Below are 14,045 nucleotides of genomic sequence, written 5' to 3'. Positions count from 1 at the left end.
GTCGTCCCGCACCAGTCGACCATGGTAGAGTTCCAAGTACCGGAGGTCGATTACACCCGGTACTCGAATAGGCAACTCGCGGCGGTTCCGCTCGCCGTCCTCGTGCTGGCCCTCCTCGTCATCGCCGGTTGGTGGATCACCACGGGCACACCGGTTACCCCTGGCATCGAGTTCACGGGCGGAACCGAGATGCGAATCCAGACGACCGCGTCCCAGGACCAGATCGACGCAACGTTCGGCGCAGACGACGTTTCTGTCACTCCCGCCCGGTCGGCCGACAACGTCTACATCGTAACGTTCCAGGAGACGAACACGCAGGCGCTCCAATCGCAGGCACAGCAGGCGGGCTACGAGGTGCTCTCGGTGCAGAGCACCTCGGCGAGTTTCGGGGGTGAATCCCAGCGACTCGCACTGTACGGTCTCGTCGCTGCGTTCGTGGGCATGAGCATCCTCGTCTTCCTCATGTTCCGGACGTTCGTTCCCTCCATCGCCGTCGTCCTCTCCGCGTTCAGCGACATCGTGATTCCGCTCGCGCTGATGAACATCCTCGGCATCCCGCTCTCGCTTGGGACGGTGGCCGCGCTCCTGATGCTCATCGGTTACAGCGTGGACTCCGACATCCTGCTCAACAACCACGTCCTGCGGCGGTCGGGCGGCTTCTACGAAAGCACGTACCGTGCGATGCGAACCGGCGTGACGATGACGCTCACGTCGCTCTCGGCGATGTCGGTGATGGCGCTCGTGGCGTTCGTCTTCGGCATCGACCTGCTCACGTCCATCGGCGTGGTGCTCGTGATGGGACTGGCGACCGACCTGATGAACACGTATATGCTCAATCTGAGCCTCCTTCGCTGGTACAAGTACGAGGGGGTGGCGCGATGAGCATCCGAGAACAGTGGCGCGTCGTTCTACTCGTCCTCCTCCTGCTCGGAAGCACCTTCGCGCTGTTCGCGCCGCAGGGCGCGGTCGGGGGCGGCGGCGACGGCGGTAACGCCACGCTCGTGTCGAACGACGGGCCGACCAACCTGAAGTACGGTCTCGAACTGGCGGGCGGGACGCGCATCCGCGCCCCGGTCAACGGCGTCACCGCGGAGAACGTGAACGTCACGAACGGCACCGGTACCGCCGATATTCAGCAGCGCATCGCCGGAAACATCTCCGGGGCCGACCAGCAGGACGTGATGGTTCGCCAGAGCCAGTCGGGAACGACCGTCGAGGTGTTCGCCGACAATGTGACGACGGGCGAACTGAAATCGGCGCTCGACGCCGCGGGTATCGAGTACGGCACCGTCCGCGACGGCGTCACGGCCCAGACCCGCACCGAGATCGTTCGCACCCTCAGCGACAAGATTTCGAAGGCCGGACTCGCCGGCGGGCGCGTCCAAGAGGTCGAGACGGCGACTGGCGAGCACTTCATCCAAGTCGAGATGCCGAACGCGAACCAGTCCGAGATGAATCGACTGGTCACCGAGCGCGGTCAGGTGACCGTCGTCGCCCACTACCCGACCGGGAACGGTTCCTACGGGAACACGACGGTGCTCACGCAGAAATCGATGGCCGGAATTAGCTCCGCACAGCAACAAAACAACCAGTCGTTCGTCACGGTGACGCTCACCGACTCCGCCGCACAGCGGTTTACCCGCGTGATGAACCAGCGAGGATTCACGAGCGACGAGGGAATCGCGGCCTGTCGGTATCCGCAAACGAACGCCAGCGAGGGCGGCTACTGTTTGTACACCGTCGTCGACGGTAGGGTCGTCTACGGCGCGTCGATGGGAAAGGATCTCGCCCCGCTGATCAAGAGCGGCGAGTTCAAACAGCAACCCACGTTCCGGATGCTGACGACGAACATCTCCGAAGCCCGCCGCCTCCAGATCAACCTCCGCGCGGGCGCGCTTCCGGCGCCGCTCGACATGCAGAAGGGAACGACGACCTACCTCGCACCGAGCCTCGCCACCGAGTTCAAACTCTACTCCCTCGTCGCGGGCATCGCGGCGGTGTTCGCGGTGAGCGGCACCGTCTTCATCCGGTACGGCAAACCAGAGGTCGCGCTGCCGATGATCGTGACCGCGCTCTCCGAAGTTGTCATCCTGCTCGGCTTCGCCGCGGCGGTGCAGCTACCCCTCGACCTCTCGCACATCGCGGGATTCATCGCGGTCATCGGGACCGGCGTGGACGATCTCATCATCATCGCCGACGAGGTGATGAGCGAGGGCGACGTGAACTCCTCGCGCGTCTTCCAATCGCGCTTCCGCAAGGCGTTCTGGGTCATCGGGGCCGCCGCCGCGACGACCATCATCGCCATGAGTCCGCTGGCGGTGCTCTCGCTCGGCGACCTCCGAGGGTTCGCCATCATCACCATCCTCGGCGTGCTCATCGGCGTACTGGTGACGCGTCCTGCCTACGGTGACATCCTGCGCTACCTGCTGACCGACAGATAATCGACTTTCTTCTCGGTTCTGTCGAAACCCGTACGATGCGACGGGGTAGAGTCCGCCGATATGGATGCGGGAGACGGACGTGTCGCTCGTCCAGCAAATCCTCGTCGCTTTGTATTCCGAGCGTGATTTCCACGCCATGATCGCCATCTATCGAATACTATCGGTCTTGCTGATTTTCGCCACCTCGTTGCTCATCGTCCGAATCGGATCGATCGCCCTCCAAATGACCGGCCTCTCACCGAACGTCGCTTCGTTTCAGTCCGTGTCGGCGTTCTCTGGGGCCGGATACACCACCGAAGAGGCGGAACAGACCGTTTCGACACCGGGGCGACGAAAAACGGTGAAAGCCCTCATCCGACTCGGCAGCATCGGCCTCGTCGGCGCGCTCGCATCCCTCACCCTCTCGTTCACCAAAACCAACACGAACAACACCATCACCCTCGCGTACATCCTCGGCGGCTCCGGTCTCCTCGTCCTCGCCGCACGCAGTCGCTAGCTCAACAAGCTCGTCACACCGTTCATCGAACGAGCGCTTCGTCGAACGACGGAGCTCGACATCACGGACTACTCGAAGCTGCTCGGCCTCCAGAGCGAATATCGCGTCGCCGATATCGGTGTCGAAGCGGGCGACTGGCTCGCCAACGATATGCCTCGCGATCTGCGACTCGGCGACGAAGGCGTGCTCCTCCTCGGCATCAGGCGCGATGATTCGTACATCGGAGCGCCGGAATCCGATACGGAGATCGAACCGGGAGATACGGTCGTACTCTACGGAGCCGAAGACCGATTACGAGAGCTGTCGGGCCGCGAATCGGGGGATAAGCGTGCGCACGAGAACGCCGTCGAAGACCACGACGAAGTTCTCGAAGAGCAAAAGCAACTCACAGAATGATATGTAGGACAACTCCAACGGCTGTTTCATCCGGACCATCGCCCGAAATAGAGGGTTTCGACGGTGTTTCTTCCCGCGTCTCGATTACCGGTATCCGTAGCCTACGACCCCCGTAAGTAGCGTTTACTCCCGCAACGATGGTCGGCCTATAACAACGCCTGCGTCGAATCGCGGACGATGCTACACCACTTCCGACAGGGCAGACGGCGACTCGCCGTGGAGATGGAGCGCCTCCGGTTGCGCTCCGACGCCCCCGCTCGGGACGCTCGAGCTGCGGTTCGCACCCTTCCGCCCGAACCGGCAGTGACTTTTCTCTGTCTGGGGAACATCTGCCGCAGTCCGCTGGCGGAGCGATACTTCGAAGCGCGGCTGTCGACCGTCGAGTACGACTGCGCGACGGTTCGGTCGGCGGGCTTCATCGAGAAGGAGGGGCGGTCGAGTCCCGACGCGGCGGTGTCGGTCGCCGGCGAGTTCGGCGTCGACCTGACCGACCATCGGTCGCAGTGCGTCGACGGCGACCTCCTGCGCGAGAGCGACCTCGTCTTGCTCATGGACGCGTGGAACTACCGGCACCTGAAGGGGCATTACCCCGACGAACTCGACAAAGCGTACTTCCTCAAATCGTTCGTCACCGACGACGAGTTCGAGATAGAAGACCCCTACAGCGCCGACGCGGCGACGTTCCGCCGCGTCTACGGCGAGGTGACCGACGCGGTGGACGTGCTCGTCGCCGCGCTGGAGGACGGATGAGCGTCGTCGTCCCCGCCATCTCGGCCGGCAGCAGTCTCGCCTGCGCGCGGTCGCTCGGGCGACGCGGGATTCCGGTCATCGCGGCCTCCGAGTCGGACGCCCCGCCGGCGTTCGCTTCGAAGTACGTCACCGAAACCGCGCGCCTCCCCGCTCCCACGGACGACATCGCCGGCTACCGCGACGGTCTGCTGGTGCTCGCGGAGCGCCCGGATGTGGAGACAGTCGTCCCCCTTCGGGAACCCGAAAGCTACGTCCTCGCGAAACATCGCGAGGAGTTCGCGGAGCACGTCGCCGCGCCGTGGCCTGACTTCGAGACGATGGAGTCGGCCCGCGATCGCCACCGCCTGTTCGAACGAGCGCGGGAGGTGGGAATCCCCGCGCCGAAGACGCGACTGCTCTCGGAGTGGGACGACTGGAGCCGCGAGACGGTCGTTAAATCGCGCTACACCGTGCTCGTGCGGGAGAACCGAACCGCGTACCCCGGCGTGAGGTTCGTCTCCGGCGAACCCGACCGCGCTCGACTCGCCGACCGGATGGGCCACGAACCCATCGTTCAGGAGTGCATTCCGGACGGTTCGGAGTACGGCTTCTTCGCCCTCTTCGACCGCGGCGACCCGATCGTCACCTTCCAGCACCGTCGAATCCGGAGCTACACCTACTCCGGCGGCGCGAGCGTCTTCCGCGAGTCGGTGGCCCACCCGCAACTCCGCGAACAGGGCATCCGTCTGCTGTCGGCGCTCGACTGGCACGGTCCGGCGATGGTGGAGTTCCGGCGCGATCCCCGCGACGGGGCGTTCAAACTGCTCGAAGTGAACCCGCGATTCTGGGGGTCGCTCCAACTCGCCGTCCACGCGGGCGTCGATTTCCCCTACCGATACTACCAACTCGCGCGCGGCGTCCGAGAACCAGACGACGGCTACCCCACAGGTGTCGGGAGCCACGTACTACGGGGTGAAGTCGTCTACCTCGTCAGTCTGCTCCGGGACGACTACGACCACGTCGAGCGGCCGTCGATACCCGCCGCAGCGGGTCGAGTGCTCGCCTCGCTCCTCACCGACCGGAACTTCGATTACCTCTCGCTGGATGACCCGAGACCGTTCGTTCGGGACGTGGCGAACACCGTCGACGGGGTCGCTCCCGCGACATCGACACCCTTGAAGCGCGCCGTCTCGGCGCTGGTTGGGAAGTAGCGACTGGTTCGCGTTGACTCGTCTCCGATTGGTCGGTGCGTTGAATGAATCGCTAACGATTTCCGCGATAATCGAACGCTGATAGCTCAACGACTTCTTCGGAAATCGAAGGGGTAGTTGGTTGGGACAATACCCTCTTGCGTACCGTCGAACGTTACCGTCGCCCGGGAGAGCGAATAGTTATTACAGAACCATGTGTATAGGTAGCATGGGATCGACCACGGGATCACCAATCGACGACATCGCGTACCTCGCACGATCCGAACACCGTGCACCAACGCTTGTCGCTCTGACTGTCCGTCCCCGTAGCCGATCCGAACTCTGGGAGATGACCGGAGTCTCGTCGTCTACGATCCGACGGACGCTGAGCGAGTTCGAAGAACGCAATTGGATTCGTCGGAACGAGTACCAGTATGAGACGACACCGCTGGGCGCATTCATCGCGTCCGCGGTGGCGGAGCTGATCGAGCGGGTCGAAATCGAGCGGACTCTCCGTAACGTCTGGCAATGGCTCCCGGACGAGGAGAGCGGGTTCACGATCGAGATGTGCTCCGATGCGGTCGTGACGGTCGCCGAAGCCGACAACCCGTACGGCCCCGTACATCGATTCCTTGCGTTGATAAGGGAGACCGACCAGTTCCGGTTCGTCGGATCCGACCTCGCCCTCCTCGAGCCGTGTCGGGACGAGTTTTGTCGACGGGTCATCGATGGCATGCAAACGGAGATCATCGACCCACCGAGCGTCGCCAAGTACATCCGCTCAACTTACCCGGAGCTGTCCGCTGAAACCCTCGCGAGCGGTAATCTCACCATCCGGTTACACGACGATCTACCGCCGTATGGAATCGGTATCTTCGACCACCGGATCGCGATATGCGGCCACGACCCCGACAGCGTAACGGTTCGCGTGTTGATCGACACCGACTCGCAGGAAGCACGCGAGTGGGCGGAGTCGGAGTACTCGTTCTACCGGCGCCAGACCCCGATGGTTCCGCTCGAAACGGTCATTGACTGACGAGACGGACGCGTCGAGGTCGATCGAGCATAACACGGTCGGTTGTACCTAGTTGCCGCATCACCGGCCGTTCACGGACGAATGTAGCGAGGAGGGGATTCATCTAGCGTGTGGTACTCCCTCCTTCAATCGGTGACAATCGTTCATCGTCTGCACGAGCGTCAGTCGCTGCAGGATAGTCACTACCTGGGCATGGCGTCAGCCGCCACCGGTGTGTCACGAGTTAGCTATCTAACACTCGAACCCGAACCGTCTTTCGCGGGGAGGCAAGTGAAACCACCATGGCATCAGCACACAAACTCGATTGTGAAGCGGCAGCATCCGATTGCCGGTTCATTATTCAATCAGAGAACGAAGCCGAAGCGATCGAATTGGCCAAGAGACACATGAAAGAAGTTCACGGTCAGGACTACACAGACGGAGAACTCCGAGAGGAACACCTCCAGGTCGTTTAAACTATGGCTACCGACCAGCAAGTCAACCACGGTGTTGACGTCGAACAACTCGGGGAATTCGCTGATTACGCGGCTGAAAATCCCCACGAGGTACAGCTCAGACTCGGTGCTCGATCGACGTACGAGGGGACGTGCGCCCACAGTTTGGCGAAGATTGACAGCTACACGCTCGGTGGCAAGACAATCGCGCGCGAAACCCGGGAGTACACCATCCCGTACGGAGGTTGGAAGGAAGTACTAGACGCAGGCGGCTGGGTCGGCGCGACCGACCGGACGGAACCGATCGAAGTCGCGCTCTCCGCGCTCGCCTCGTGCATCAACGTCGGCATCACCATCAATGCCGTCGCCAACGGCGTCGACATCGAGCATCTCCGGACGCGTGTCGGAACTGATTGTGATCCGAGCGTCCTCTTTAGCCTCAGAGATCTCGGAGACGCCGACGCTGTCTTCGAGAACATGACCGCCGAAGTCGAAATCGAGAGCCCGGATCTCGATAAGGATCAAATCGACGAGTGGGCACGGCGCGCACCGGTCTATACGCTCGTCTCACTCGCCCAGGACATCCAACTCACGGTGAACACCCCGGCAGAAGTGACGGCCGACGACTAACGAGGTGACGATGAATGACAAATTCACTCAACGTCGAACGCCTCGAACGGGCAGTCAAGAGCGTCTATCAAGACGTCGCAGAGGCGCCGAACGAGGAGTATCACTTCGAGATGGGTCGCACGTTGGCAGAACGGCTCGGATACCCGGCAAGCGATCTCGACCGGATTCCCGCACGGGTCCTAGAGTCCTTCGCGGGCGTGGGGTACCACTTCGATCTCTCCAACCTGCGGGAAGGGGACAACGTACTCGACCTGGGTAGCGGCTCCGGGACGGACGTGTTTGTCGCAGCGTTACAGGTCGAGAACCCCGGGAGTGTGACCGGGTTAGACATGACCGACCAACAGCTCGCGAAGGCACGGCAGATGCGCGACGAGGCGGGAATGGACAACGTCTCCTTCGAGCGGGGATACATCGAGGACGTTCCCTTCGATGACGGAGCGTTCGACGTCGTGGTCTCGAACGGGGTTATCAACCTCTCGCCGGACAAAGAGCAGGTGTTCGAGGAGGCGAATCGAGTCCTCGCGTCGGATGGACGGCTCGCTATCTCCGACATCATCAGCGAGAAACTGATGCCCGAGAGCATCAAGAACAACGAGGATCTGTGGGCGGCCTGTATCGGTGGAGCCGAGCAGGTCGACCGCTACACGGCACTCATCGAAACGGCTGGCTTCGAGGTAATGGAAGTCCGAGACAACACGCAGTACGAGTTCATCTCGGAGCAGGCGGCGAACGCATGTCAGAAGTACGGCGTGAAGAGCATCTCGCTCGGCGCCCAGAAGTGATCACAATGGCAACAAAACAATCGGTCGTAGACGAACGGGAAGAACAGGTCGAACTCGGGTCACAGCTTCGGAACGGTTCTCTATTGATGGCGCTCGCGGGCGTCGCGTTCATCGGATACGGGATCGTATTCCTCGTCTTGAACTTCGTGGGAAGCGGCTTCGAACTGGGAGTCAGTACCTTAGACGGGATGACGAAAGCCGAACTGAACCCAACAGTCGCGTACTACATCAGCCACCTGCACGTTGCCACCGCCGCGTTCATCATCTCGACGGGAGTCGCGGTCACAGTCTTATCGTGGTACGGTGTGCGCCAGCAGCTCACCTGGGCGTGGGCGACCGCAGTCGTCGCTGCCGTCACCGGCCTGGCGCTCGCGTTACCGATGCACTATACGGCGGATGCGTTCACCCACGACTGGGTAACCCATCTAGGCCCCATCTACGTGGCGACGATCGTCTTCGTCGTTGGCGTCGTGATGGCGTATCGCGGCTTGAACGCGGCCGAACGGTAGTGTACGCCACCCGAATCACGAATGGCCTCTGCATCCTTCGTCATTTTGCACGGCGGCCCGGTCCTCGAGATTACAGTGTTTGAATACCTGTTCCGCGTTGTTCTCTACCTGTTTGCCTTCGGTGGTATTGCTGCCATCATTTTCTGGGGACTCGGAGTTATCAGTGCCATTCATTCCGCGGTCTCGGAAAAACGGGGTGGAAAGAACGACCCGTGATCGTAGGTCAGTCTTGTCTGATTACCGAGGATATTCCTCAACCCTTTTCCGCACACTATTTTTATCAATTATTGAACGTACGTTCGCGAGGGTTCGATATCTACGCGGCTTAGGTCACTTCCGGATTCGCTTACGTGGAACGCGCCTCCCATTCAGCACGCCCGCTATAAACCATCGATAAAGAACCATTCGGCGAAATACGAGAATTCGAAATCAGAACTGGTCGAGCGCGGACTGCTCTCGGGCCGCCAGCACGTCCCTGCTCGTCCGCCACGAGGCGCGGGCGCAGTCCGGTAGGTCGCCGTGTTCCTCGACGTACTCGCGGAGGAATCGCCGGGTTTTCGGGTCGCTCGGGTAGCCGCTTCCCACCGAACCGTGCGTCTCGGCGAGACGGGCGACGTGGGCGTCCCGTTCGACCTTGGCGACGATGCTCGCCGCGCCGACGACGGCGTGCGTTTCGTCCGCGCCGTGCTCCGCCGCGATATCGACCGTCGATTCGACGCACTCCGCGACGCGACGAGCGAATCTGGCTTCGCTGGTGTCGCACGCGTCCACGACTCCGCGCATTCCGTCCCGGGCGACCCGCGAGATGGCCTCGGCGTGGGCCGCGACGGTCAGGGTGTTCATATCCGTCTCGGGGTGGTCGATGTGCGTCGTCGGAATCTCCGCGACGCCGACGGCGATGGCGTCGTCTCCTCGGAGCATCGCGGCGAGTTCCTCGCGGCGTTCCGGGGAGAGATTCTTCGAATCGTCGATGCCCTCGGGAAGGATCGTCGGGTCTTCGATTACGATCGCGGCGGCGAACATCGACCCCAGCACCGGACCTCTACCCGCTTCGTCTGCGCCGAACACGCTCTGTCCCACGCACCCATCGTACATGGTCGTTACTCATTCGCGTCTCGGGAACGAAGGGAGGGTATGCACGTCGTCGTCGACGACCGCGAACCTGCGTCGGTCGTGCGAGAACTGCGGAACCATCCAGACGTGACCGACCTCGATATCGTGCGCCTCACCGCGGGCGACATCGTGGTCGGCGAAACTGCCTTCGAGCGCAAGACCCTCTCGGACTTCGTCGGCTCTGTCCTCGGCGAGACGGGGGTGGACTTGCGCGACCAAGCGACGAGGATGGTAGATGGGTACCGGCAGGCGTACGTTCTGCTCGAGGGAAATCTGACGGACGTTCCCGAACTGGGAATCCGCCCCGCCGTCTTCCACGGGTCGATGGCGTCGATAACCGCGCGGCTTGGCACCCCCGTCATCCCCTGCTCGGATCTCGAACGACTCGTCGACGTGGCGGTGCGACTCGGACGCAAGCACGCGACCGACCCGAGCGCGCGCCCGCTCCCCGCCGGAACCGTGACCGGACGAACCACGCCGACGACGAAGCGGATGTACGGCTGTATCGACGGTATCGGTCCCGAAACAGCCGACGCGCTCTACGAAGCGTTTCCGACGATGGCGGCGCTGGCGACGGCGTCGCACGAGGAACTGCTCGCCATCGAGGGTATCGGCGAGAAACGGGCGCGGACGATTCGGGAGACGATACAAGACACCGTCGATTCTACCGGAAATGAGACGTAGCCGACTCCGTCGGAATCCGCAGCGGTTGAAACGAACGATGAATCCAACGCACACGTTCGGCGACCTCCGGTAGTGGTCAAGGCGCGTACCACGACAGGGGGAGGTACCGGCCTCGTACGCTCCCGGGAGTCGGTACCGTCCCGACCGCTCGCCAGCCCGAGGGTTGGCGCTGAAGCAGCGTCCCTCGGTGGGTCGCGGCTAGGACGTCGTCGTCGACCGCACACCACCCGACGGCTACCTCGTCCGGGATCGGCGATGGCACCTCTTCGAGGGCTCCGTCATCGTGACACTCGAACAGCGCGTGGTCACCCTCTTCCCAGGACGAGGAGGAGCCGAGCGCGCCGCCGGCGTAGATACTGCCGTCGTGAACGAACGCCTCGCGGAAGTATCGCTGGCGGTGGTTCTTGTCCAGCCGCGCCCACGTCCGCCCGGCGTCAGTCGAGCGGTAAAGTCCGCTGCCCGTCGAGGCGACCAGGGTCTCGCCATCCTCCATCGTGACGTGATGAATGTCGTCCGTGTGGGGCGCGTCGAATCCGTCGATGCATCTGGTCGTCCAGATCTTTCCGCGGTCGTCGCTGACGTGAATTCCACCCACCTCGATACCGGCGACGATTCGGTCGGGTGCTCCCCGATGCGTCCGGAGGCTCCGAACCTGAGCCAGGCCGTCGTGGCGGGGGAGGCCCCAGTCGATCCGCTCCCGCAACTCCCGGAACCCGGAGACCACCTCCCAGACCTGCGCGTCGGACGGGACGGCCGAGTCGCACTCGGCGACGAACAGCCGGGCGGGTCGCGTCCCGGCGTACAGCCCATCGCCCGATGGGTCGGCGGTGACCGCGTACACCTGCTCCTCCGGAAACGGGAGAGCCGTCCACTCGCTTCCGTCGGCGAGTGGTACAGCCCCGACTTCGCGGTCACGAACAGCCCCTCCAGCGCGTCGAACTGGCGGATGCGAAACACCTGTTCGGCGTCGAGCACTTTTTCGGCCGCCGTCCCTCCCCGTTCGCGGACGCCGGCGATCCTGTAGACGCCGTCGTCGCTTCCTACAACGAGCATGAGCGTCGTTCGCCTGGCTCGTACCTTGTTAGTTCATAAATCTGACTGTTCATTCTGCCGTCGTTTAGTAGTTCATCGATGCCGATAGACGGTAATTCTCGGAGCCGCAACTCTGCTAGGAGCGATAGGTCGTTTAGCCCGAACGCCTATCCACGTCGACGGCGATGTGAGTTCACGATGAACTCCGAACCGAACGCGACCGACGAGCTTCGCCCGTTTTCGATGAACCGCGTCTACGACCTGTTCGACGGGGACGAGCTTCCCGCGACGACAGACGAAATAGTCGACCTGTACGGCGACGTGGTGGTCGAGTACTCCGGCGGCGGCACCGAGAGCTTGGAGAGCATCCTCAACACCTCCGGCAAGGAGACGTACCGGAACGCGGATGACCTCCAACTCGCCATCCTCAACGGGGTTCGGCGGAGCGCCGTCGGACGACCTCGGTACAGCGACCGCGACCCGCCGGTGATGGGCGAGGAGCGCAACCCGAAAGTATCGTTCTGAGGGTGAGACCGAAACCGCCCGACGAACCGAACCGCGGAGTCCGCTCGAAACGGAAGGCGGTCGGACGGAACGGTTATAGATGCTGGCAGTGAGCGAAGATACGGTGGGGAACCGTGAACATCGAAACACTGTACGACCTGTTCGTACACGAACTGCGGGGAATGTACTACGTCGAAACGCGACTCGTCGACGAACTGCCGGCGTTGGCGGACAACGCGATGGTCGATTCGCTGGACGACACGACGCCGACCGAGTTCATCGAGTCGGTTAGCGACGCCTTCTCGGAACACGCGGCGGAGACCGAAGCGCAGGTCGAACGCCTCGACGGCGTCTTCGACGCGCTTCCGACTCGGCCGGACTCCAGGGAGCGCGAGGTTTCGGCGCTGGACGGACTCCTCCGGGAGGTCGAGCAGTTCGACCACATCATCCTGAACGACGCACTCCGGAACCCGTTCTACCTCGACGCGGCGACGAAAGTGGAACGGCTGGAGATACAGGGGTACGAGAGTCTGCTCCAACTGGCCGGCGCGCTCGACCTCCCGAACGAGACGGTCGACCCGCTGGAGGAGAACGCGGACGAGGAGCGAGACGCGTTAGCGACCCTCGAAGAACTCGCCACGGGAGAGCAGATGGAGTCGATACTGGACGAACTCGGCGACGAAGATTCGATGGTCTGATTTCGAGCACGCCGCGGCGGTCACTCCAGTAGATACTCGGGCGGGTCGAACGCCTCGTCTTCGCCCTCCACCGCGACGACGTCCAGCGTGGTCACTTCGGCTCCGACGCCGAGCACGCCGGCCAAACTCGGCTTGGTTCGTCCTTCGTCGCCGCTGACGAGTTCCTTGATGTAGAGGCCGCCGCCGCCGTGGATTTCGACCTCGGCGTGGGTCGGGTCTTCGAGATGGCCGTCGACGTCGTATACCTGGCGGACGCGGGTGCGACTCGCCCGCCGGTGGTCGACTCGGTTCGGCGTGAACTGTTCGACGGTCGCACCGTCGAGGTCCTCGATTGCGGCGGCGAGGTCGGTTTCCGCGACGGATTCGTCGAACTCGACCTGCGCTCGGTAGGTCTTGCTCGCGTCGAGTTCCTTCACGCGCTCGACCATCCCGTGGGTGGCGAGGCGGAGGGCTTCGACTTCGGCCTTCCCGTCCGCGAAATCGTTGACCTCCCGTTCGAGGGCGGTCGTATCGGGGGTGCGCCGTTTCGGATTTTTCACTTCGACGACGAAGGGTCGCCCCGTCCCGAGCATCAGGGCGTCCACGTCTTCGCGGCCCGCGCCGTGGAAGACGGCCTCCTCGCCGTCCATCGCTTCGAGGACGGGCGGCGCGGTGAGCTGTTCGACGCTCTCGTCGTAGAGGTAACCGCTGCCGCCGCAGTAGTCGCAGGGTTCTTCGCCGCCGCCCTCGGCGAGCTGCTTGCCGGAGCCCCCGCATTCCCGGCAGGGCCACTTCGTCTGCGGGATGTCGCGCTCTAGTTTCCGGTAGCGGCCGAAGACGAACGCCGGATTTATCTGCACGTCCACGTCTCCCCGTTCGATATTCAGGAGCGCGAGCACGTCCGGGCGCTCGAAATCGACCTCGGTATCGGTGAGCCTCCCGACCCGCTTGCCGACCTCGCGGTTGTACTCGGACTTGAACGGTTCGCCCGCGTCCTCGGGTAGTTCGGCCAACTCGCGGAGGAGCGCTTCGTTCTCCTCGATGAGCGGCGGTGTGCGCGTCCCGACCTGATACGTCTCGAACTGGACGCCGGAGAGGGCGTCGGCGACCCGCTCGGCGTACGCCTCGAATTCGTCGGTGAGACCTTCGCAGATCCAACACTCCTCGTCCGGCTCCTCGAAATCCTCGTCGTCTTCGACCGCGACCGCGATACGGAGTGCGCGACCTCGTTCGGCGTTCGTCAGCCCGAAGCTCCGGTCGGCGAACTGGCGACCGAGGCAGGCGTCGCACACCGGGTCTTCCTCGATGACCCGCCGCGCCGCGGAAAGTACGTCCATATCCATCCGTGGGAGTCGGGCGGTAAACCGGTTTCCGATTCGGTCGAAAAAAGGT

The 14,045-nt window shown here is 63.0% G+C and carries 19 protein-coding genes; 16 read left to right on the top strand and 3 right to left on the bottom strand.

Annotation, left to right across the window (positions count from 1 at the left end):
* The first annotated feature begins 21 nt into the window (after positions 1-21).
* The 12 genes from secF to LIW51_RS12750 all read left to right on the top strand — a co-directional run bounded on the left by secF (position 22) and on the right by LIW51_RS12750 (position 8,859).
* Positions 22-882: a protein translocase subunit SecF gene (secF, locus tag LIW51_RS12805; protein WP_227374503.1), complete on the top strand. Its 861-nt coding sequence runs from the start codon at positions 22-24 to the stop codon at positions 880-882.
* Entirely contained in the window at positions 879-2,441 is a 1,563-nt protein-coding gene (locus tag LIW51_RS12800; RefSeq protein WP_227374502.1) for a preprotein translocase subunit SecD, read from the top strand. Before secF ends, LIW51_RS12800 begins: the two co-directional genes overlap by 4 nt.
* Before the next feature lie 64 nt (positions 2,442-2,505).
* The gene (locus LIW51_RS12795) at positions 2,506-2,937 is read left to right on the top strand and encodes a hypothetical protein (protein ID WP_227374501.1); all 432 of its coding nucleotides are present in this window, start codon (positions 2,506-2,508) and stop codon (positions 2,935-2,937) included.
* A 24-nt stretch (positions 2,938-2,961) separates the two neighbouring features.
* The gene (locus tag LIW51_RS12790; protein ID WP_368411793.1) at positions 2,962-3,333 is read left to right on the top strand and encodes a TrkA C-terminal domain-containing protein; all 372 of its coding nucleotides are present in this window, start codon (positions 2,962-2,964) and stop codon (positions 3,331-3,333) included.
* A gap of 177 nt (positions 3,334-3,510) precedes the next feature.
* A complete protein-coding gene (locus LIW51_RS12785; RefSeq protein WP_227374500.1) occupies positions 3,511-4,083 on the top strand; it encodes an arsenate reductase/protein-tyrosine-phosphatase family protein in 573 nt (190 codons plus the stop codon).
* Positions 4,080-5,273 (top strand): carboxylate--amine ligase, encoded by a 1,194-nt coding sequence (locus tag LIW51_RS12780; RefSeq protein WP_227374499.1) that lies wholly within the window; start codon positions 4,080-4,082, stop codon positions 5,271-5,273. Before LIW51_RS12785 ends, LIW51_RS12780 begins: the two co-directional genes overlap by 4 nt.
* 208 nt (positions 5,274-5,481) lie before the next feature.
* Positions 5,482-6,288, top strand: coding sequence for a helix-turn-helix transcriptional regulator (locus LIW51_RS12775; RefSeq protein ID WP_227374498.1), 807 nt, complete (start codon positions 5,482-5,484; stop codon positions 6,286-6,288).
* 281 nt (positions 6,289-6,569) lie between these two features.
* Positions 6,570-6,743, top strand: a complete 174-nt coding sequence (locus LIW51_RS12770; protein WP_227374497.1) for a DUF1059 domain-containing protein — start codon at positions 6,570-6,572, stop codon at positions 6,741-6,743.
* A gap of 3 nt (positions 6,744-6,746) precedes the next feature.
* Positions 6,747-7,352: an OsmC family protein gene (locus tag LIW51_RS12765; protein WP_227374496.1), complete on the top strand. Its 606-nt coding sequence runs from the start codon at positions 6,747-6,749 to the stop codon at positions 7,350-7,352.
* 14 nt (positions 7,353-7,366) lie between these two features.
* Positions 7,367-8,134 carry a methyltransferase domain-containing protein gene (locus LIW51_RS12760; protein WP_227374495.1) on the top strand — a complete coding sequence of 256 codons (768 nt, stop codon included), beginning with the start codon at positions 7,367-7,369 and terminating at the stop codon, positions 8,132-8,134.
* A gap of 5 nt (positions 8,135-8,139) precedes the next feature.
* Entirely contained in the window at positions 8,140-8,643 is a 504-nt protein-coding gene (locus tag LIW51_RS12755) for a hypothetical protein (protein ID WP_227374494.1), read from the top strand.
* Between the two features lie 21 nt (positions 8,644-8,664).
* On the top strand, positions 8,665-8,859 hold the full coding sequence (locus LIW51_RS12750) for a hypothetical protein (protein ID WP_227374493.1): 195 nt from the start codon (positions 8,665-8,667) through the stop codon (positions 8,857-8,859).
* Positions 8,860-9,072: 213 nt separating this feature from the next.
* Here the strand turns inward: LIW51_RS12750 and rnhB are convergent, their stop codons facing one another.
* Positions 9,073-9,738, bottom strand: a complete 666-nt coding sequence (gene rnhB, locus LIW51_RS12745) for a ribonuclease HII (RefSeq protein WP_227374492.1) — start codon at positions 9,736-9,738, stop codon at positions 9,073-9,075.
* Between the two features lie 39 nt (positions 9,739-9,777).
* Between rnhB and LIW51_RS12740 the strand changes: the two genes are divergently transcribed.
* On the top strand, positions 9,778-10,440 hold the full coding sequence (locus LIW51_RS12740; protein ID WP_227374491.1) for a helix-hairpin-helix domain-containing protein: 663 nt from the start codon (positions 9,778-9,780) through the stop codon (positions 10,438-10,440).
* A 76-nt stretch (positions 10,441-10,516) separates the two neighbouring features.
* On the opposite strand, the gene LIW51_RS12735 is transcribed toward LIW51_RS12740, so the two are convergent.
* Positions 10,517-11,281 (bottom strand): WD40/YVTN/BNR-like repeat-containing protein, encoded by a 765-nt coding sequence (locus LIW51_RS12735; protein ID WP_227374490.1) that lies wholly within the window; start codon positions 11,279-11,281, stop codon positions 10,517-10,519.
* A gap of 47 nt (positions 11,282-11,328) precedes the next feature.
* Here LIW51_RS12735 and LIW51_RS12730 point away from each other — a divergent pair, with 47 nt between their 5' ends.
* From LIW51_RS12730 to LIW51_RS12720, 3 genes are all read left to right on the top strand, one after another.
* Positions 11,329-11,532, top strand: coding sequence for a hypothetical protein (locus LIW51_RS12730; protein ID WP_227374489.1), 204 nt, complete (start codon positions 11,329-11,331; stop codon positions 11,530-11,532).
* Positions 11,533-11,670: 138 nt separating this feature from the next.
* A complete protein-coding gene (locus tag LIW51_RS12725; RefSeq protein ID WP_227374488.1) occupies positions 11,671-11,997 on the top strand; it encodes a DUF5789 family protein in 327 nt (108 codons plus the stop codon).
* A gap of 113 nt (positions 11,998-12,110) precedes the next feature.
* A complete protein-coding gene (locus tag LIW51_RS12720; RefSeq protein ID WP_227374487.1) occupies positions 12,111-12,674 on the top strand; it encodes a YciE/YciF ferroxidase family protein in 564 nt (187 codons plus the stop codon).
* 20 nt (positions 12,675-12,694) lie between these two features.
* Here LIW51_RS12720 and LIW51_RS12715 read toward each other — a convergent pair whose 3' ends face one another.
* Complete coding sequence (locus tag LIW51_RS12715; protein ID WP_227374486.1) at positions 12,695-13,990, bottom strand: tRNA pseudouridine(54/55) synthase Pus10; 1,296 nt, start codon at positions 13,988-13,990, stop codon at positions 12,695-12,697.
* Between the last annotated feature and the right edge of the window lie 55 nt (positions 13,991-14,045).

The organism is Haladaptatus halobius, assembly GCF_020618475.1.
Classification (GTDB): domain Archaea; phylum Halobacteriota; class Halobacteria; order Halobacteriales; family Haladaptataceae; genus Haladaptatus; species Haladaptatus halobius.
Note: the sequence above shows the minus strand (reverse complement) of the source record. Positions and strands in the feature narration are given on the sequence as shown.